This window comes from Paenibacillus polysaccharolyticus (assembly GCF_023714295.1).
Lineage (GTDB): Bacteria > Bacillota > Bacilli > Paenibacillales > Paenibacillaceae > Paenibacillus > Paenibacillus polysaccharolyticus_A.
The window spans coordinates 114,807-135,179 of the sequence record NZ_JAMAUN010000001.1 but is presented as its reverse complement, the minus strand read 5'-3'; the positions used below and the strand labels follow the sequence as shown (position 1 = coordinate 135,179).

General features: G+C 38.5%; 16 protein-coding genes. 2 read left to right on the top strand and 14 right to left on the bottom strand.

Features of this window, described 5'->3' with window-relative positions; genetic code table 11:
- Positions 1 to 4 precede the first annotated feature (4 nt).
- The 9 genes from M3629_RS00650 to M3629_RS00610 form a co-directional block, all read right to left on the bottom strand.
- Positions 5 to 736, bottom strand: a complete 732-nt coding sequence (locus M3629_RS00650) for a hypothetical protein (protein WP_251502455.1) — start codon at positions 734 to 736, stop codon at positions 5 to 7.
- A gap of 410 nt (positions 737 to 1,146) precedes the next feature.
- Positions 1,147 to 3,195, bottom strand: a complete 2,049-nt coding sequence (locus M3629_RS00645; protein WP_251502454.1) for a hypothetical protein — start codon at positions 3,193 to 3,195, stop codon at positions 1,147 to 1,149.
- Positions 3,195 to 5,807, bottom strand: a complete 2,613-nt coding sequence (locus tag M3629_RS00640) for an ATP-binding protein (RefSeq protein WP_251502453.1) — start codon at positions 5,805 to 5,807, stop codon at positions 3,195 to 3,197. Before M3629_RS00640 ends, M3629_RS00645 begins: the two co-directional genes overlap by 1 nt.
- Before the next feature lie 5 nt (positions 5,808 to 5,812).
- Positions 5,813 to 6,946, bottom strand: coding sequence for a DNA cytosine methyltransferase (locus tag M3629_RS00635; RefSeq protein ID WP_251502452.1), 1,134 nt, complete (start codon positions 6,944 to 6,946; stop codon positions 5,813 to 5,815).
- Positions 6,947 to 7,304: 358 nt separating this feature from the next.
- A complete protein-coding gene (locus M3629_RS00630) occupies positions 7,305 to 7,988 on the bottom strand; it encodes a hypothetical protein (protein WP_251502451.1) in 684 nt (227 codons plus the stop codon).
- The gene (locus tag M3629_RS00625) at positions 7,924 to 8,226 is read right to left on the bottom strand and encodes a hypothetical protein (protein ID WP_251502450.1); all 303 of its coding nucleotides are present in this window, start codon (positions 8,224 to 8,226) and stop codon (positions 7,924 to 7,926) included. The genes M3629_RS00630 and M3629_RS00625 overlap by 65 nt, the downstream gene beginning before the upstream one ends.
- A gap of 74 nt (positions 8,227 to 8,300) precedes the next feature.
- Entirely contained in the window at positions 8,301 to 8,498 is a 198-nt protein-coding gene (locus tag M3629_RS00620; RefSeq protein ID WP_251502449.1) for a hypothetical protein, read from the bottom strand.
- 156 nt (positions 8,499 to 8,654) lie between these two features.
- Positions 8,655 to 8,963 carry a hypothetical protein gene (locus M3629_RS00615; protein ID WP_251502448.1) on the bottom strand — a complete coding sequence of 103 codons (309 nt, stop codon included), beginning with the start codon at positions 8,961 to 8,963 and terminating at the stop codon, positions 8,655 to 8,657.
- 271 nt (positions 8,964 to 9,234) lie between these two features.
- Entirely contained in the window at positions 9,235 to 9,648 is a 414-nt protein-coding gene (locus M3629_RS00610; protein WP_251502447.1) for a hypothetical protein, read from the bottom strand.
- A 446-nt stretch (positions 9,649 to 10,094) separates the two neighbouring features.
- Here M3629_RS00610 and M3629_RS00605 point away from each other — a divergent pair, with 446 nt between their 5' ends.
- A complete protein-coding gene (locus M3629_RS00605) occupies positions 10,095 to 10,928 on the top strand; it encodes a hypothetical protein (RefSeq protein WP_251502446.1) in 834 nt (277 codons plus the stop codon).
- An 86-nt stretch (positions 10,929 to 11,014) separates the two neighbouring features.
- The gene (locus M3629_RS00600; RefSeq protein ID WP_251502445.1) at positions 11,015 to 11,458 is read left to right on the top strand and encodes a hypothetical protein; all 444 of its coding nucleotides are present in this window, start codon (positions 11,015 to 11,017) and stop codon (positions 11,456 to 11,458) included.
- A gap of 566 nt (positions 11,459 to 12,024) precedes the next feature.
- Here M3629_RS00600 and M3629_RS00595 read toward each other — a convergent pair.
- The 5 genes from M3629_RS00595 to M3629_RS00575 form a co-directional block, all read right to left on the bottom strand.
- Positions 12,025 to 12,861: a carbohydrate ABC transporter permease gene (locus M3629_RS00595; protein ID WP_251502444.1), complete on the bottom strand. Its 837-nt coding sequence runs from the start codon at positions 12,859 to 12,861 to the stop codon at positions 12,025 to 12,027.
- A 17-nt stretch (positions 12,862 to 12,878) separates the two neighbouring features.
- Positions 12,879 to 13,814: a carbohydrate ABC transporter permease gene (locus M3629_RS00590; protein ID WP_251502443.1), complete on the bottom strand. Its 936-nt coding sequence runs from the start codon at positions 13,812 to 13,814 to the stop codon at positions 12,879 to 12,881.
- Positions 13,815 to 13,884: 70 nt separating this feature from the next.
- The gene (locus tag M3629_RS00585; RefSeq protein ID WP_251502442.1) at positions 13,885 to 15,183 is read right to left on the bottom strand and encodes an ABC transporter substrate-binding protein; all 1,299 of its coding nucleotides are present in this window, start codon (positions 15,181 to 15,183) and stop codon (positions 13,885 to 13,887) included.
- 554 nt (positions 15,184 to 15,737) lie between these two features.
- Positions 15,738 to 16,862, bottom strand: coding sequence for a GntR family transcriptional regulator (locus M3629_RS00580; RefSeq protein ID WP_251502441.1), 1,125 nt, complete (start codon positions 16,860 to 16,862; stop codon positions 15,738 to 15,740).
- Between the two features lie 714 nt (positions 16,863 to 17,576).
- Positions 17,577 to 20,345: an S-layer homology domain-containing protein gene (locus tag M3629_RS00575; protein WP_251502440.1), complete on the bottom strand. Its 2,769-nt coding sequence runs from the start codon at positions 20,343 to 20,345 to the stop codon at positions 17,577 to 17,579.
- Between the last annotated feature and the right edge of the window lie 28 nt (positions 20,346 to 20,373).

The window sequence follows — 20,373 nt, the reverse complement described above, 5'->3', positions numbered from 1 at the left end:
TCCTTTATACCTCGGATAAAATCAGAACTGCTTCATTGCTTAATTTTAAACGTGCTTCCCTGTATCCCTTCAGAAAAAACTTAGACATTATGCAGCAGAATGTTATGTAAACAAACATCAACAGATAGTATAACAATTCATTGTTATGTAAATAAAAAAATTGTAATAACGCTGTAATAGCCAATAAGAAGGCTGTATATACCGCCAGTATTTTAAAAACATAGAACAGTGAACGGCTTAGGATAACCTTAGATAGAAGAATCATAAGACTAGATTTATGTTCCTTATTCTGGCTCTTTATATTGGCCCAACGATAGAAAATGATCCAACGGTTCCTAAGATCTTTATGTTGCAATTGAATCTTCTGCTCGTTCCTTAACATAGCTTCAACTTTATATTGCAGTTTCTTATTTTCTTTATATACCATTTCCATATCACTGCGAAGCTTCTTCTTTTTAACGGACCTTGCTGATACAGATGTTAATAGCATACCTGTTGTATAACAGACGATTATTACCATCAGAAACAATAGGCTTTTTTGACTCATCACCGCTTTAATGACTGGATACTCGGGACGTGAGAGCAAGACATAACGAAACGGCATCCACTCGTACAAGACGTTAAACACTTCAATTTTCACCACTGAAATAGTGGTTAACCATAAAGATGACAACATAAAAAAACCAGGAATGAACACTCCAATTAAGTCATATAAAAATTCCTCTAGCTTTTGCATAACATTCTCCTCATCTATATTTGAAAAAATATACCTAAACTATGTACATAATAACCTATTTTGTGACATTTGCGAAGAGTATTCCCGTGCTAAAAGAACTAATTTCAGAACTTTTTACCTACGCCTGAATCTTTATTTCCGAAAATATTCTACAGAATCTCTCTCTTTAACTTAATTCATATAACATATATCAGGAATTAAACTATTATTATCTATATTTCGAATAACTTGATTAGTCTTTGATACTATTTTTTATTCAATTAACCAAAGAAGGAGCTTCCTTTGTTTGGGAAGCTCCTAAAAATTTATTACCCTTGGTACAAAATTATCAATTCAATCTCTACAATATTATTTTATGCTTACATCAAGCATTCTAACAACGATGAAGATAATTAAAATTAACAGAAAAATTAGCTATTTACAATTTCAACTTTAATAGATGGTTTCCCGTATTTAGTTATCTTAAGTACCTTATTGTTGTGTAATGCTATATTCGTTATATCTGACTCAAAAGAAAAGAATTCTGATTGCGCTCTTGGTAATGAATTAATTTGAAACATGGATAACATTCGTTGAATTTCATATCTGGAGACTTCCCATGGTAGTTTAGATATCTTTGTGTTTCTATCTCCAGATAAAACTACTTGCACACTTAAGTATCCATTAAATTCTGAATTTGTTATAGGGACTTCTATTGTTTGAGTACGAGCCATATTTATAGAATTAAATGGTTGTCTACCTCTATATTCTAGATATAATTTATACAAATAAAGTACATACGTCTCAGTCAATCTGCAAACCCTATCAAGCGGATAAGTAAATTCATGCTCTTTAACTTCAGAATATTTATGGACTTGAAGTAATCGCGGAGCATGATAAACATTTAATAGAGTATCTAATCCAACACTATCATGTTTATTTAGCGATTGAATGGAAGAGTAGTATCTTTGAAGATGTGAATAATGCTCAATAAGATGAGGCATTATTATTTTGGATATATCTCGACTTAGAGTCTCTTTAAGGTCAATTCGGCATTGCCCATTTGTATTATATGCACTAAGATCTAGAATCTCATTTTCAATGAAAACTCTTTTTGTATAATCTATTTGCAAACAATATGGAGATAAATCTTCTTTGTCCTTAAAATTATTTATCATTACATAATTCAAATTATTTTTGACTTTATACATCTCAGTTTGAGGTATTTTTTTTGCGGGTATTAACTCAGCTAGTGCGTTTTTTCTTTTCCTTGATGAACTCATCATCATATCACAATCTTGACCAACTACTATAAAATAATTACCTTTATCATCTACAAATATATCTCCCGCTGCAACAGGTTGATAGTATGTATTTACATTATGATCAAAGGCTTCAAATGTATTAATAGGGTCCATTTCTTGACTATTGTTATCATATGGTTCAAAATCTATTGTATTTATTAAATTGGTTACTTGTATAATACTCGGAAGTATCTGACTTTTGGATAATTCAAAATTACACATTGTATTAATCCATGTATTTATTATTTGATAATTAGATATTCCTTCATTCACTGCCATTTGTGATAAATAAAATGCAATATTTCTATTTACAGTAGCTTTTGAAAAAGCATTATTCAGTCCGCTAACCATTTCATTTTTCAACTTACTGATGGCAAAATTATACGAACTTTTCAATAAAGCAACTTGTAGTAAGTCGGATACTCTTAATTTTTCAACGTATTCTAAAAATATGGATTCATCGATTCTTTCAGTTCTTTCATATGAAGTAGATACAGCTCCAATGATATTATAACGAAATTCTTTATTGAAATGGGAAATTTCACTAATAATAGCATTAGCTCTTCTTTCACCAGAAAGATCATTATCTACAATGCAGCACACACACGCTGATTCATTTCCCTTGAAAAATTCCTTTAATTCAAAAATAAAGATTCTACTTATTTCAGCTTCAAAATTCGAAAAGATTCTGACAGGTTTCCATCTATTCTCAAAGTACACATATTCCTCAAAAATCTTTTGATATGTTGGGGAAACATTAATACATAATCCAAATCTTAAAAGATTATTTGTTAAACCCTCTAGATTGGGCATTTGAATGTGATGATAGAGATCAAGTAGCTCTTTATAAAGCTTATTATTCTTTACGTTAATAATACCGAGTGCAGACATCATATCATCTCTGATAACTTCATCATCCCAACTCTGAATCAGAGGAAACGCCTGTTCGAAAACCTCAAAAAAATTCAAAGTTGAAATGACAAAGTCTGGATCGTCTTTTCTGATTTCATTAAAAAATTTACATCTACTATCTAAATCCATCCTTGACAACCCATATAAAAGCTTTGATTTATCAATCTCATCTAAAGACATAAGTGAAAATTCATCTTCAAAAAATATAAGTAAAGAACAATCTATATTGGAAAAAAATAAATTGTAATGTACAGAACTTTCCATTATAATTCCTCCGACTTTTCAATTGTAAGTAAAAATTTATATCGATTTCTAAACTTGTTAAGATCCGGAAGCAAAATTATATCTCCACCAAACGAATTCATCAACTTTTTCACTATATATAATCCCATTCCTCGCCCTTCGTTGTAAGGTTTACCTGATTGAAGTGGTTCAAATAAAATATCCTGCATATTATTATTAATTCCCATTCCTGTATCCCATACAACAATACTATCATCACTAACTGCATTGACAACTATTTGATCATACTTCCCAGAGTCATATTCCGAATCTTTTTCTGCCTTCTTCCTTCTGACATCTATCCAGTACTTTGAGTTATTGAAGAGATTATAGAATACATGAATCAGCACTCCTTTAGGTACAGTCCAAACAAGATCATTACTACTACAATTTAGTTCAATATTTGACGTCTTCAACAAATTCATATGCACTTGATCTACAATTTCTTGAATAGATTGTTGAACAAATTCATCATAAGTACCCTTTTTTATGAATGTTTTTTCTAAGAAAGAATACATCTCTCCCACTTGATGAATTTTCTTAGAAACAACATTATAGTTATTTTTAATTGGATGAACATGATTGTTATATAACTTAACTTGCATTGTCTCAGAGAAGTGAGTTTTCAATGCTTCAAAATGCTTGTCTATCTTTTCACTTATATTTGTTGTCCCTAGTGAATGAAGCTCATGTGTTATTGTCTCAGTAATTAGTCCATTAGCCATTAATTTGTAATTATTATAGGACTCAACCTCTATAATTTTTAACTGCCTATCCGCCTCTGCTAATAATTCAGCTGCTTCAGTATGTGTTTTTTGGTCTTCTTGAAAATGATCATTTACTTGCTGAATTACTTTAGAAATAGTTTCATAAGCTTCTTTATCCATGCTTGCAGAAGTATCGTTTAAAATTACCTGTTTTTGAAGAACCTGTGTGACAGATTTAATATTATTCAGCATTGCTTTATTTCTTTTTATCATTTGCTGAACTGTATTTTTATTTTTTTTCACTCGCTTTACTAATGAATCGCCTAATAGATCATTTTCTTCTAGAATATTTTTTATAATAGCGTTAGCTTTCTGATTTAAATCATAAAATAATTCATTGAAAATAATATTAATGATAGTTTTAAATGACTCTGAAACCCTGCTCTGACTTATGTCTAGTCGAGAACTAATTTCAAGAATTTGCTTTTGATGCGGATCATTCAAAGATACATAACCTACAGTATTACCCAAATCAAATCTAAACCATTGCTGACCTTTAGTTCTATATTGTTGCAATTTTATCCAATCACTTTCTTTATTTCCAAGAAATCCAACCCTATAAATATCCCTATATAACTTAATACCATTATAATTTTCAAGAAAGAACTTCAACTTATGAATATCTAATTCACTGCTATTTCCCACTTGTTCTTTTACAGAAGAAATAATTATATCTTTGCCAATGGCCGAATTTTGCTTAAAGCTAAATATTTCACCACTAATAGGTGCAATCTTTAACAAGTTCTCAATTATGCTTTTCGATTTTTTTTCAAATACTTCCTGATATAAATCTTTAGAGTTACTTGATTTTGGATACATAGAAGAGAGAAATTTAATAATGATTTTACATAATTCTTCTTCCTCTAAGGTACTCTCTAAAGTTTGTTCAATTCTTTGTTGATTTAATTCCAGCAACTCTTTGTAAAAGGAATGTGGTTTTTTTAATTTCGCGAATCCCTCAGCTTTAACAATAGCACGATGAATACGTTCAATGTACCACGGCTGTAATTTCAATCCATACTTTAATTTTATTTCAGAATCATCCTCATTAATTTTAAAATAATGGGTGCTTTCTGACAATGTAAGCATCTCATGAGGAAAATCAATATTTATGGGTAAATCATTAAAGTTTACGTTAATCAATGTTTTTTTGGGATCATTTATAAATGGAGAAACCAGAAAATTAATAGCTGCTTGTAGATCACTATTTAAAGTAATATTATTTTCTTGATCAAAACTTATTTGCTCAGGATAATTAAGAATATCTTCTAAATTCACATTGAAAATCCATAATCGTGTATAACTTCTTTTCACGTATGGTAATTGGAAATAAGGAACATTATTTATGCCTTTAATTATTTCTGTCCAGTTTATATATGTAAACGAAGAGAAATCCTCACTCGATGAAGATGTCTCCACGATTAAAGCATCTCCTAAACGTTGAGCTGCTAGTCTTCCTATTCCTTTTTCTCCTAAAACTATTTCACCTCCTCCTTTATTAGATTTTATATCGGTACCGATTCTAAGAAATCCCTCTTCTAATTGAAACGTAGACATTCCACATCCTATATCTTCAATAATTAATAATGATGAATTTGAAAACTCCGCAGGTATAAACTCTTTCATCTCCCTAGGTATGTCTGTAAGTAGCTGTTCAGCAAGAAATGCTTCTGATAAACTTTCAAATAAATGTAAGCTTACTTTTTCAGACCTTGCATCCATTGAGTTTTTTATTAATTCGGTTATAGCCACATCAGAAGATGTAATTAAGTCTTTACCTAGATGTTGAATTATTCTTGGATCAATTACTATTTTCTTTTCATCCATATTTTTCATTCTCCTCTATAAAAAATATCATGGATTAAATCCTGAATGGATTTTGCGATTGCCAGAGACATTAGGTAGGGAACACCATTACCGACTGTTTTAAACTTGTGTGTTTTAGGCATGTTCTTAGGTAACACAAACGATGGAGGCAATGATTGAATTGCCATAACTTCTGAAACACTTAATCTCCTTGTTTCATACGGATGCAAGTGAACTTCATTATTCCCATACGCTGCAGTCGGAGAGTATTTCCATCTATGGAGTCTTTTAAAAGACTTTCCACTTGTGTCTCCTTCCTTTATTTCTAACATTTTGCCTCTTCCTTCCTTGACATTAAAAACATCTTTTGCATTGGGATGCCTTCTTACATTATTCCGCTCAAACCAGTGTTGTACCGTTAATTGTTCAGGTACTGCATATTTAAACTTTCTACGACTTTTTTCACGATAAATTTGCTCCGTCGGCCAATTTAAACTTTTAACAAAATCAGCATCGTATAAAGAATATCGATACCATGGAAACTCCAGTTCCCCATCATCTGTCACGGGAACATTGGGGTTATCTGCATTATTCAGTATTCCTACCATTATTACTCTATCCCTGTCTTGTGGAACACCATAGCTCAATGAATTTATTACCTTCGTTGAAATAATGTATCCAGCTTCAGTTAATGATTCCTTAAGTTCGTTAAAATATAATCTATGTTTTGCAGTTCTAACTAATCCCCTCACATTTTCAAACAAAAAAAAGTCGGGTAATTGAGATATAATTAAATCAATATAACTTCGAGCTAAAACACCATTTAGCCCCTCTCGGCCTTTGTTCTTTCCTCCCACTGAAAAATCTGGGCAAGGTGGTCCACCAATAAAACCAACAATATTATTTAACTCCTTTTGTTCCTGCAGATATTCTTGTAGCTCAATTCTTAAGTTAGTGTTGAGAAAATCATTGATATCACAGCAGTGATATCCATAAATTGGATCATTCTTATTATGTTCACTTCTTACAGATGCATATGCATCAAGGAAAACTTTATTGAATTCATTAACAAGAACTATATTATAATTTAAATCATTTTGCTCAAAACCCAAATCCAACAAACCAGATCCTGAGAAAAACGAAAAAATTGACAATGCCATATATAACCTCTTAGCTGTTAAATTTTAGTTTATGAATATGTTATTAATGGAGATAAACAGATTTTATTACTCTTCATTCAAGCATATCACCTAATGTTTTGAATTGCACTCCTAAAATACATTTAAATATGCTCAAAGTAACATACATGCTTAATATAACTTCTCAAAAGTATATAATTATACCAACTTTTTATTATCTCATCCCTTAAATATTTTCATCCAGTTATTTAACGGTTAAAAAGATACGCTTATAAACAAGAGTTTCTTATCTAATCAGCAACAAAAATAAAATACCATATAATTTCCCCTTCAAATTACCAACTTTTGATAAGCGAACTGAGACCAGCCTTGCTCCCCCTCACCCCAACAACGCCTGCTCAACCTGATTCACAATCCCATTAATCCCCATCGGCCCATAACAGCCAATCCATGTCGCGGCATCCACCGAATGTACCTGCTGTTGCTCGCCCCCACCAAGCACTCCTAAAACACACTGCTCTGTGGCCGATATCCCATCCTGCATAAGTTCATTACTCAGCAAAAAGTAGTGACTCTCCTGCACTGCTGGTAATCTCTCAACCGAGATGTGATAGGCCGTATCAGAGGTATCTGCCACAAACAGCGGAACGGGCAGACCCAGATCACGGTACAGCACCGCACCTGTGCGATGAGCCCGGAATGAACGCGAACGAGAGAATCCAGCGGACGGATCAGTGCACACTTTTACCTGCCAATACCGAAGCCAGTTTTTCGGACAGCAAGCCGTTCTTCGAAGATAGTCTGCAATAATCTGCTTGGCTTCCGCTCGTTTGCCTGTCAGTTCACCGAACAGACTTAGAATCGTCTGCCAGTTTTCATTACGTTTGAACATGAGCACTGAAGCGATCCCACTTAATCGTTCAAGATACTGCTCATGGACCTCGGTGCAGATAATCAGATCTGGCGCGAGTCGTTCCACCCCAGGCAGATCGGGGTATTCATACGTACCCAGTAATTCGGTGTCCTGGAGTCCTGCCCGGAGGGATTGAGGAAAGGATAACACGCTGCTTTCCTAATCCAACACTTCCTACTGGAGACAAGCCCAGCGCAAGCAAATGATCGGCATACTGCACATCAAGGACAACGATACGCTGGGGTGTTTCGGTGACGGTGTTCTCCCCTTGCATATGACAGATGACCGGGCCTTGGGCTGACTCATAGGATGAAGCTGTGCGATTTTGCAGCAAAGCATTGGCATAGTCTGCATCCATTCTCGAAGCGGCGGCATGCCGATAATGCAACGGTGGAACGCCAGCTACTTTTTAAATGCTCTACTGAAATAATACATATCTCGATAGCCCAGCTTGTCCGCAATCTAACCGATCGAAGCATCCGTATGACGCAGCATGCGTGAAGCACTTTCCATCCGCAGCTGAATGACGCACTCCATCGGTCCGAGCCGCTTTTCTTGTTTGAAACGGCACTGCAACTGTCTTACGCTACAGCTCGCAAGGACAGCCAGCTCTTTGAGCTCCAGGTTCTGACGATAGTGCGACGCGACCACATCCACCATTTCAGACTCCGCTCATGTCCATACGATCCAAAGGACTTTGAATACGTCTAGTATTTTCAATGTCAAAAGTCAAAACAAAAAGGAAAGCCTTCCTCATCCCATAGGGAGTCAAGCGACCTTCCGATACCTTCTTAATTCTTTACCCACGCTACACTATTAATCAATTGGTTCTGATGAATAATAATAAACAATTGAATCAGCCACTATTTCATCTGGCGATATCCCTTTTCCCAAACATATCCCAACATTCTTTTTACCCGCAATCGAATGATTGATCTGAGAAGAAACAACGTTATATACTCGTTCTTCCCCATCCACTGATTTAATCATGACCTGCTCACCTATCATATCTTGGATTGTCGAAGGAAGAAGATCGTCCAACTCTTCGTTCGCCCCCATCACGATAGTTCCGTATTCAGGTGTATCGAAGACCAAACCTACGCCAAACAGCATTTTTGTTTCCATTCTCTGACCTCCTTATCTCTGATCTATGAATAGCTCACCTTTGACATCTGTACTCGAAGATCGACGTTATGTAATCTAACGATGGCATATTTCAATAAAGCATAACGTTTAGTAGAATTGAGTTCAGGTGCAAATCTTTCTACTCGAATGCTTGCTTGAGCTTCATCAAAGCCACAAATTCTTTTCACAACCTCGGGCTTCGGGAAAATCTACTTTTGTTAATTACACTGTCAAATATATGTAAAAAAACTTCCAATATTTCATCACTTGATCAAAGCTGTAGATCTTGGTACTGATACACTTTCTTCGTTATCATCTTTGTATATTTCAATCTTGTGATTTCGATTAGTTCATCTGGCTGCATCATATTCAGGATATGACTATCTTTTATTAGTATTTTTTGATGACCTCGCCCCAGCCCTTTAACGATAATGATATTTCTATCCTTCTTCACATCTACGATTTGTCCAATGGTTACGAATTGTTCTTGGTTCTTGAGATCAAGGTAGGTTAGCAGTCCAAGTACACAAAATATAATAAAACAAGAAATGGATAACCCAGTTGTCCATGCAGGGGTATCATTCACGAAGTAGTTTTTGACAATTAATTGCACGCCAATGATAAAAATAAAGATTATGATGAAGCCAAATTGCATTTTCAATTTCTTTTCAGCTCTTTCGCTCATAGGCTCTCCCCTTCTAAATCTTTTGCTCCATATCCGTTCAATATCCCGCCCTCATTAATGGATCTTTGCGGAGATGAATCACAAAGTCTGGATTTGAAGTATGATACACAACGTTACCAGGCTCTACTCGAAAAAACTCTTTATTCGCATCTTGTCGTGGTTAGGGAACAGTTCTCTCACTTTATGCCATTTCATGCAATAAACCTTCTGTTATTTGTATTTTTAAAACTTTCTATCATTTTAACATATACATTCGTGACAAAGATGTAGGCGATACATCTTCACTTAATTTATACACCAAATTAGCTTAGAAGGTGGTCGGACTTTTTAAAAACAACTCATGGTGAAAAGATAATCATTTGCCTTAAGTGATATTATGTATTATATTAGGAAATGATTGGTTAGAAAACGTTTTAAAAGTATATTAATAAAAAAGGAGTGTTTGTATGAAAAAATTATTTACGTCATTGTTGTCTTGCCTGCTAATTGTTGGTATTTTAAGTGTTCAAGTAGCAGGGGCTAGTGGATTCAGCAACACTACTAGTTCTACTAATGAATCCGGTACATACGTTATCCCTACTGAGGATGGCAGTACATTGGAAGTTTCAATTGAAGAAACAGACAAAGAATACATTGTAACTTCTTATGTAAATGGCGAAAAAGAATCTCAAACAATTAAAAACAAAGAAACAAGAGATATGAAGACAATTGATAATGATGGGAAAGTAGAATATGCTAATGAGAGTGACTATATTGAAAAAATTGCTCCAGATCCGATAATTAGCAACAACGAATCTTTTACTACTAGTGCTGCTAGTAATTGGACGTTTGTAGATTCAGCATACAACTCTAATCCAAATGTGAAGCAATGGGGTTATTTATATAAACAAGAAAAAATCACTTTTGGAGAAACTTATAATCTTAATTATGATAAAGGGACTAAAGTTTCAATCATCGTAGGCGTCATTGTCGGCCTGGTCACAGTCGGCTCAGGTGGTATAATTGTAGCTATTCTCGTAGCGTTGGGCACAACTATTGTTGCTGATAAGATCACCAAAGCTATTACTGGTCAAGTTTATGGAAGATTTGCTGCACAAGACTTGGAAGTAAGATCTAACGGGAAGATTGGCCTTCGCAGTAAGCGAACGATCGTAGATGCTAAAGTGATTAATACAAAGAACGGAAAAGTTGAATGGGTACCAATTAGAGTTGAAGGCGAAGGAAGAAGTAATACTGATCTTTGCATAATCGGAGCATACAATGCTTGGCTTCTTAACTAAGGATATGTCGAAACAATCCACAAAATAAATATTTAAGATAAGTTGATGTCATTAATGTTGGCTTCAACTACTTATTCAAAGGAGATATGATGTATAGAAGACTAATAATTATTGCTTGTCTGATAGAAGTGGCTTTTTTAATTTTTTTACAATATCGATACAATAATATTTTAGATCTTTTTCCTTTCATTGGAGTGTTAGTTTTTTTCATGGTGCTGAGTTATTTCTTAAAAGTTCAACTAAGTAAAAAACGTAAAGAAATAGTGTTTTTTTTACAAACACTCTTTTTAATATTTATTCCAATTTATACGATAACCACACTTCCTCAATACACGTATGAAAGTGCGGTAGATAAGGTCACTCAGAATTTAGAAGAACCTTATGTGGTTAATAAACAGAAGAATACGTTAATTGAAGATGAATCTAATGAAATTAAAAAAGGTTATATGTTCTCAGTGGAAAAAAATTCAGAAGTAAATTCATACGTTTTTGATCCGTGGACTGGTAATTATCATGAAGTACAAGATTGAGATAAGCTTATCTACTCGGTTAAATTGATGTAGATTCTGCTATCATGTTAAAATTGTTTTTTAACGCTGTAAGAATGAGAATGAAACTCACTTTTAAGAATCGGTTCGCCGATTCTTTTTTCTTGCAGATTCTTAGCCTTCCTATCATGCATACCTGCAAATACAAGACCGCGCAACATGAATATGATGTTAAGAGATATGCCTTCGAATAATTAGGAAACTTAATCTCTCAAGTCCATATACATCCATTGGGCTTTCAATACTGAATATACGCAGTGTACCTCCTATTTTTCTTAATGGATCAACTTTCTATCATTTTAACATATACCCCTTACTTCAAATATCATTCCTGTACCATAACACCCGACCTAGTCCAATGTATCCTCACTCGAGTATGTAAAATGTACAAAGAAACCGTCTCCTTTGGTATATGGTCGCTTTCACTTCCATTTACTACGAAACGGTTTCTTTTGTTTTTTCCTCATGAAAAACTGCCTCTCAAGTCTGTGTCTGTCCTAACACGCCTTGGTTCCGCATCGCTGGAGCTTCATTCATACCCATGATGTTCAACCCTTTATACCGCTAAATGTAATACCGCTAATAAACGTCTTTTGAAGAAAAAAGAACAAAACAATAATAGGTAATGTCATCAAGGTGGATACGGCCATTAATAGACCCCATTCGGAACCCTTTTGACTCTGGAATTGCTGCAATCCAAGCGAAACCGTGTAAGATGGTTCATTGGTTAAATAGAGCAAGGGGCCCATGAAATCAGTCCAGCTCCCCATGAATTGAAACAATGCCACGGCTAAAACAGCGGATTTGGCTAGCGGAAACATGATCTGTAAATATATGCGGAACTCACTAGCACCGTCTAAGCGGGCCGCTTCGCGCAGAGCATCAGGTAGTCCCATAAAAAACTGCCGCAATAGAAAAATGTAAATGGGCACTCCAAAAAATTGGGGTACAATCAGTGGAAGAGCTGTTCCTACCCAGCCTAATTTAGTAAACAACAAGAATAGCGGAATCATCGTCACCTGTCCGGGAATCATCATAACAGCCAAGGTTACAAAGAAAAGTATACCTCTCCCACGGTACTCTAACTTGGCAAAACTATATGCAACCAAGGGACAGGATATAATCACACCAAGCGTACTCGCGATGGTTATAATCGCGGTGTTTTTCAGATACGTCCAAAAAGGGATATACTCCACGGCACGGGAATAATTACTCCACAGAATGGGTTGCGGAATCCACTCGGGCGGGAATGTAAAGATTTGTGTGAGTGGTTTGAGAGAAGTCGAAAGCAGCCAAATGAACGGAGTAATGAAAAATGCAGAAGCAACAATGAGACATACATAGGCTAACGCACGATTGATTCTTTTGATCGCGATAGGACTCATCCCTTACTTCCCCCTCCTCATTTCCCTTGATAATGAACCCAGCGTTTAGACGTAATAAAAATAATTCCGGTTAATGCCATAACGATAATAAATAAGATCCAGGCCATGGCGGAGGCATAACCCATTTTGAAATATCTGAATCCGTTCTCATATAAATACATGACGTAAAAAGTCATGGAATTCGCAGGAGTACCTTGCCCTTTGGTCAACGTATAGGGAAGAGTAAACTGCTGGAATGCACCGATCATTCCCATGACAAGGTTGTAGAAAATAACGGGAGTGAGCAAAGGCAGGGTTACCTTTCTCGTTTTTTGAAACCAGTTAGCTCCATCGATTTGGGCCGCTTCATAGTACTCATCAGGGATGTCTCCTAGTCCAGCAAGGTAGATCACGACCGCTTGCCCAATACCCCAAAGCGACATCAAGATGAGCGAAGGCTTGGACCACGACTCACCACCAAGCCAAGAAGGCCCGTCGATCCCGATATGCGCCAGCATCCCGTTAACCAATCCGAAGTTTGGATGTAACAGCCACATCCACAGAACAGCCAGAGCCACTTGCGGCACGAGCGTAGGTAAGAAAAAAATCGTTCTGAATACAGCCATTCCCTTGACTTTCATATTCAACATCATAGCGAGTGCCACACCGAAGAATATACTTAATGGAACAAAAAATACGGTAAAATAAATCGTGTTGTATATGGATTTCCAAAACAGAGGATCCTGGAAAAGCTCTCGATAATTATTCATTCCGACAAATTCACCAGGCTGCAGAATGCTGTAAGTCGTGAAGCTGAAGTAGATGGACATAAACATCGGAATTGCATAAAAGCATAGCAGCCCTATAGCCCAAGGTGAAGCAAACAGCCACCCAATCACGTTAGTTCTGCGAAGTGCTCGTTTCCTTGCCGATGGAATTGCGCTTACTTGAACTGAATCGGCTGGTTTCGCCATGTGCATTCTCCCTCCAATTGTCATTCATGAATAGGCAAGGAGAAAGTTCGCTCCCTGCCTACCGAGCATCCTATTTGTCGTATTTTTCTAAAGCCTTATTAACCGTCTCCGTTACTCGATTTAGGTTCTCTTTCGGAGTACCGTTGCCGCGGGTTGCCTTTTCCGTAGCGGAAGCTAACTCATTCCACAGCAGCTGTCCTTCAGGGATAACCGGGCGGTTGTGTGAATTGGGCAAAATAGTAATAAATTCCTTCATAATCGGATCGTCCTTGTATCCGTATTTGTCGTTAACCGCATCGATAACGGAAATTTGAGAGTCGGCGTTTAATAACGTTTGCCCCTCTTCTTTCCCTAAAAATTCGAGGAACTTCCAAGCAGCATCGACGTTCTTGGCCCCTTTAGGAATAATAGCGGAGCCGCCTCCTGACCATGTCGTAAAATCCGTTCCCGTTGGAGTCGGTATCGGTGCAACGCCGTAATTCAGATCCGGTTTAAATTTTTCGATCCCCTTCACCGTAAAGTTTCCACTGATCTTCATGCTGACTTGACCGGAAATGAAGGGATCCATTTCCTCCGTGCCAGCTGCGCTTGTGAATCCAGCAATATCCTCGACATTGTATTTTTTGCCGAAGTCGGTCATCCATTGCAGCGCTTCAACAACTTTAGGATCATTTGCAGTAATTTTGCCGGTGGCAGCGTCTTGGAATTCGCCTCCAAATGCCCATCCCCAAGTATAAAGCCAGCCTTGCGAATACCATGGGATGAATCCGATCCGTTTGAAACGTTTACCTTCCTTGATGGTTAACTTATCGGCGGCCGTTTCAAGTTCGGCGATTGTTTGTGGCGGTTTGTCGGGATCCAGCCCTACTTCTTTGAAATGGTCCTTATTGTAAAATAGCAGGCGAGAGTCCGTATCCATCGGTATGGCATAAAGCTTTCCTTGATAACTGGACTCCTCCCAAGCAAATGGATAATACATTTCCTTACGAATTCCGGATTCTGCTGCCATCGAGGATAAGTCAGTCAGCGAACCTTGCGCTGCCCAAGTACCGACCTTAAATCGGTCGAACAGTGCAACGTCTGGAGGATTGCCGCCTGCGACTGCAGTCAGCAGCTTCTGATCGGATCCCTCGCTGGATTCCGTATAAACCAATTTCATTTTGATGGTGGGGTTTTTCTCCTCAAATGCCTTCACGACTTTATTCATGTTATCTAAATCGATGGAGGTAAGACCATGCCACATCGTAACCGTTGTCTTCCCCTCTCCGGCCGGATCGCTGGAGCTTTCCGTTGAGCAAGCGGTTAGAAGTAGTAACATAACCAGAAAGTAAACAAGAATTGGAAATGCGATTTTTTTGGATCTCCTCATTCAAAGTCCCCCTTAAGTTAAATGAATTCGTTTAACATGAATTCCTATCGCATCCACTTCCTTTTCTGATCAATCCATAATTTATGTAAGCGCTAACAATATTGGTGATATGAACGATTTGAGATCAGAAATGATGAACGAAGTGAATTTCTATAAGATAAGAATCCTACTAGTTACACTAGATATACTAAGTATATTAATATGACATTACAAATGATGTCAATTGCAATATTACGACATGAATAGGTATGACGTATGACTATAATTAGATATGTGAATCGATGTTTCGAGGTTCGTTAATCTCCGGTCTCCGAGCCCATTCCCTGATGTGAAACAAGCTTTACCATAAGAAAACGGCTATCGACATACTCCACAGAAGACAGACGACATCTAGCAGAAGTTTTTCCTGCGATATCAGGTCCGGAAGGTCCAAGCTTCGAGTTCATATTTCATATTTCTGATATCAAAAAAAGTGCCGATCAGCCCCTGGGGGCTTTTCGACACATTGAAAAATATCCTTGATTTTGTTGAGTTGCACTGAGCATGTAGTAACCCTATGTGTTATTTTTCACGACCATACGATGTTCAATAATGTTCAGCTCGGGAACGGCTGCTCCATGCAGCTGAGAGATTAGCATATCCACTGCCAATTCACCCATCTGCTTCTCATCCTGCTTAATATGAGTGAAGATCGGTTGACCCAAGTAATCATTCAGGGAGTCGAAACAAACAATCTCGAATTCCTCCAGAGATTTCCCCAGCGAGTGGATGACTTGAGCCAGCATGGTAGCTATTAGAAATTCCGACGCGACAAACGCCTTTACATCAGGGTGTTGTTTCAAAAAATGCTTTATGGTTTCTTTATCATTTTCAATCGCTGTTCCGTTTATGTTCATAGGAAGGGTGCCCTTCAGGTTCGTCAATACATAATCTTTGTTCAAACTCATCCCTTCCTGGGTGAAAGCAAACGTATATCCGAGCAGCCTTTCCTCCAATGTGGAAGTGTTCTCTTCCGGCGGAGATAAAAAGGCAATTTTTTTATGGCCCTTGCTAATCAGATGTCGCGTAAGATCCATGGCTGCTTTCTTATTGTCTGTGTACACCGAACATACCGGAATTCCTTTTAGATACCTATCGGCCAAAACAATCGGAAACCGATCTAATACAAGCCGAAGCAGTTCCGAATTATAGTGTTGACCATGAATGGGGGTCACGATTAATCCCTTGATGCCTAAACCCATAAATAAGTCGATCGCACGTTTTTCCTCATCCCGATCCCCGCAAGTTCGCTTGATAATGAGTTGATAATCGTGCTCAGCGCTCCGCTTTTCCATCGATCTAAGAAGCTGCAGGCCAAACTCGTCAGAAAAATCCGGTATAATAAAACCGATCAATCGCTTATCATCCTCAGGAACCAAGGTCGTTTTCACCTCTGAATAATGCTTCGGTTCTTGTCCTCCAATGATACTATCAGCCACAAATGAACCTTTTCCTTGTATTCGTTTGATAACCCCGGAATCGGCCAATTTCTCCAGAGCCTTTTTAGATGTAATACGACTGACGCCAAATTGTTCCGCCAACTCTTTTTCAGAAGAGACCCGGTCTCCTTCTTTTAATCGACCTTCTTTGATCTCTTGTACAATATAGACATATATCTGCTCGTATAAATGCAATTCCACAAGACCACCCTGACATCATAATATTAATATACTAAGTATATTACACAAGAAGTCATTCGCAAAGTTAATCAGATTACCGCCGAACTTCTGTGGGCAATCTGCAAGTAACCCACATTCCTATTCAGCTGAATGGAGATCATTTCTCCGAACTTTCGTGTATCACTTTATGAATTATCAATTCAATGTAATATAATTGTTATTCTTTATAAAATTTACCTTTATTAATTTCGCATAGTGACATTTGTATGTAATGCATATGCATCAAACAATCTCGATTTTAAATAATCTTTAGCATTGCATTACATAGCGTGAATAAGGCTCACTCCGCCCTATTCACGTTTTAGTTATTGGAGGCGACTATGCGTCAAAAGATATAGCACTGCTTTTCTTTTATGGATTGGAACGTAAAGCTACTTCTCAAACCAACAATGCATGCGCGATCTTAATCATCTCATCCTTCTTGCTTGGAGCATGTGCCTCCGAAGAGGAAAAGATGATTGTATCCTCTGCAGAGAAGTTCGCTGCAAATTATGTTCTCGAAAAATCCGATCCATTAAGTGTCTAGACACTATCGCTTCCTGAAGGTATATCCAGGATTTTAAATAGATATCCCCCTCCACTGTAGCAGGTTCTAGCTATACACCTGTTACAATGAAGGGGGATAAATTTTTGTTTTATATCTGCTCAGCTTAGAAGCTATGAGCTATTTCATGGTTAACCCAGCAATTGATCTATCGTTGGATTCTCTCTCAGCATGCGCATAATCACCGTTAAGGCTTCCGCCCTCGTGAGATTGGCGTCCGGTTCAAACCGATTCGTGCTCTTTCCCTCAAGTAGTCCCGCCTTTGCAGCCGCTTCAATGATCTCCTTCGCCCAATGGTCGGGTGCTACGTCAACGAATGTTGATCCATCGCCAGATACACTATTCTGAAAAATCAGGATTTTTGAGATCATAGCAACCATCTCGGCTCGTGTAATCCTGTAATCAGCGTGAAACGTTCCGTCAGAGTACCCGTTGATAACTCCATTGGAAGCAAGAATTTCTATAGCGTCTCTCGCCCAAGAGTTTTGAATATCCCGTAACTCAAACGTTCCGCTTCCTGAACGCAGAGCAAATGCTTTAACGAGAAGTGTGCTGAACTCTGCCCTCGTAATAGAATTATCCGGTTTGAATCTGCCGTCAGGATACCCATTGATTATACCTATCTTGGCAGCGGACAAAATATCTTTGGAAGCCCAGTGGGACGCTGCATCCTGGAACGTTACAGCGTTACCAGCCAATGCCTTTTGTATAAAAGCTAAGATCCGATCGGTTTCAACAAGAGCGTGAAAATGCTTGGTCTCCTGTGCAGGAGGCGTTGAAGGGTCCGATTTAGCCGGAGTACTATTATCGATTGAAGTGCTTGTATTGGTTGAACTGCTCGGAGAAGATCCTGACCCAGAAACTGGCGTGCCAGTTACTGTTATGTTGATATCTACCGATTGGGTTCCATACACAGCACTGACGACAGTACTACCAGCTGTCTTACCTGTAACCCTTCCATTGTTAACCTCAGCTATTGACGGATTGCGAACAGTCCAGGTTACCCATGAGGTCACATCTTTTTGCGACTGATCTGAAAAAACACCCGTAATCGCTACAGAAACCGTTTGTCCGGTCGATACGCTCAACGTATTCGTAGCGGTATTTAAACTGTTTAATCCCTGCAAGGTAAGGCTCTTTGTTGCGATGCCGCTCATTTTGTTGCCGTCGCTTACGGTAAAGCTGATCGTGCGCGTCGTCATATTCGTAGAAACTTGTGTGTTACTGTAAGTAACTGCTTGCAATGCGTTCTGCCACTGCGCTAACGTTGCGGTCCCACCTGCGGACGTCAGCGTCAGAACACCCATGAGAGCATCATAATTCGCCGTAATATTCCCCATGCTCGCTCCATCATTGGTGTAAGCCAATACGTCTTTTCCCGCGTCCAAATGGCTCGTGATGCTTACCGTTGCGCTCGCCAAGGTTGTATTATCTAGGTCGGATACCGTTAGACCGCTGTCAATATCCGCCGGAGTCGAAGCTCCAGAGATGTAATTCGTCGAACCACCACTTGTGGTCACGATTGGTGACTGGTTGGTTGCTGTGACCGTTACAGCTCTTGTCGCTGTATTGCTTGTGTCAACCCCATCTGTCACATTGAAGCTAACCGTACGTTCGGGCGTGTTCGGCGTGATCGCCGCACTAGTATAAGCAATTGATCTCAGGGCGTTCTGCCACTGCAACCCCGTTGCAGTAGAGCCTGCGGATGTCAATGTCAGCACGCCAGTAAAGGCATTATAACTAGCGACAATATTTCCCTTGTTAGACCCGTTATTAATTAACAATAGCAGATCTTCTCCAACTTGAAGATTGCCTGTAATCGCCACTGTTGCGCTTGAAAGAGCAGTGTTGCTATCTGCTGTTACTGTTATGCCAGAGTCAATAACGACCGGAGTTGAGGGTGTATTATCCCCAGCCACAAATGAAGCCGAACCGCTACTTGTAGTCAGACTAAGAAGCATATTCACCGTTACTTCCACTGAACGTGTAACTGCAAGGCTGGTCTTCATTCCATCATTTACGGAATAACTAACGATACGCTGCCCTGACGTAGCACTTGTACTTGAGAATGAAATGCTTCTCAACGCACTCTGCCACTGGGCCAACGTTGCGGTTGCGCCTGATGATGTCAGCGTCATCACACCAGTAGATGAATTATAACTCGCCACGATATTTCCCATGCTCGCCCCATCATTAGTGTATGCCAATACGTCTTTTCCCGCGTCGAAGTTGCTCGTGATGCTTACCGTTGCGCTAGCCAAGGTTGCATTATCCAGGTCGAATACCGTTAGACCGCTGTCGATTGCCACCGGAGTCGAAGCTCCGGAGATGTAATTCGTCGAACCACCACTTGTCGTCACAATTGGTGTCTGGTCGGTAGCTGTCACCATCAAAGTTCGTGTCACTGTATTGCTCACATTGGCGCCATCCCTCACCGTGATGCTAACCGTACGTGTCGCCGTATTTGGCGTTATCGCTGCATTGGTATAAGTAATTGATCTCAGAGCGTTCTGCCACTGCGCCAACGTTGCGGTTGCGCCCGATGATGTCAGTGTCAGAACACCAATAGATGCATTGTAACTGCCTGTAATATCCCCCATGGTCACCCTGTCATTAATGAACATCAGCATATCTTGTGTAACATGAAAATTACCTGTAATCGCCACTGTTGCGCTTTCAAGGGTAGTGCTGCTATCCGAGGTTACCGTTATGCCAGAGTCGATCGCAACCGGAATTGAGGGAGTATTATCTCCAGCCACGAATGAAGCAGAACCTCCAGTTAGAGTTAACACAGGACCCGTTGCTGCAAAGGTTGTCGGCGTAATATAATTACCGAATCCCGTCTGAAAAGTTAACGCAATGGTGACCAGGACTAACATTTTTCGTAATAAGCTCTTCATCGACTACTCTCCCTATCGTTTAGATTTA

Excerpts from the sequence above, each read along its gene's own strand:
- M3629_RS00575 (WP_251502440.1), bottom strand. The coding sequence starts at position 20,345 with ATGAAGAGCTTATTACGAAAAATGTTAGTCCTGGTCACCATTGCGTTA.
- M3629_RS00640 (WP_251502453.1), bottom strand. The coding sequence starts at position 5,807 with ATGGATGAAAAGAAAATAGTAATTGATCCAAGAATAATTCAACATCTA.
- M3629_RS00620 (WP_251502449.1), bottom strand. The coding sequence starts at position 8,498 with ATGGTGGATGTGGTCGCGTCGCACTATCGTCAGAACCTGGAGCTCAAA.
- M3629_RS00650 (WP_251502455.1), bottom strand. The coding sequence starts at position 736 with ATGCAAAAGCTAGAGGAATTTTTATATGACTTAATTGGAGTGTTCATT.
- M3629_RS00645 (WP_251502454.1), bottom strand. The coding sequence starts at position 3,195 with ATGGAAAGTTCTGTACATTACAATTTATTTTTTTCCAATATAGATTGT.
- M3629_RS00600 (WP_251502445.1), top strand. The coding sequence starts at position 11,015 with ATGATGTATAGAAGACTAATAATTATTGCTTGTCTGATAGAAGTGGCT.
- M3629_RS00590 (WP_251502443.1), bottom strand. The coding sequence starts at position 13,814 with ATGGCGAAACCAGCCGATTCAGTTCAAGTAAGCGCAATTCCATCGGCA.
- M3629_RS00610 (WP_251502447.1), bottom strand. The coding sequence starts at position 9,648 with ATGAGCGAAAGAGCTGAAAAGAAATTGAAAATGCAATTTGGCTTCATC.
- M3629_RS00605 (WP_251502446.1), top strand. The coding sequence starts at position 10,095 with ATGAAAAAATTATTTACGTCATTGTTGTCTTGCCTGCTAATTGTTGGT.
- M3629_RS00595 (WP_251502444.1), bottom strand. The coding sequence starts at position 12,861 with ATGAGTCCTATCGCGATCAAAAGAATCAATCGTGCGTTAGCCTATGTA.
- M3629_RS00635 (WP_251502452.1), bottom strand. The coding sequence starts at position 6,946 with ATGGCATTGTCAATTTTTTCGTTTTTCTCAGGATCTGGTTTGTTGGAT.
- M3629_RS00585 (WP_251502442.1), bottom strand. The coding sequence starts at position 15,183 with ATGAGGAGATCCAAAAAAATCGCATTTCCAATTCTTGTTTACTTTCTG.
- M3629_RS00615 (WP_251502448.1), bottom strand. The coding sequence starts at position 8,963 with ATGGAAACAAAAATGCTGTTTGGCGTAGGTTTGGTCTTCGATACACCT.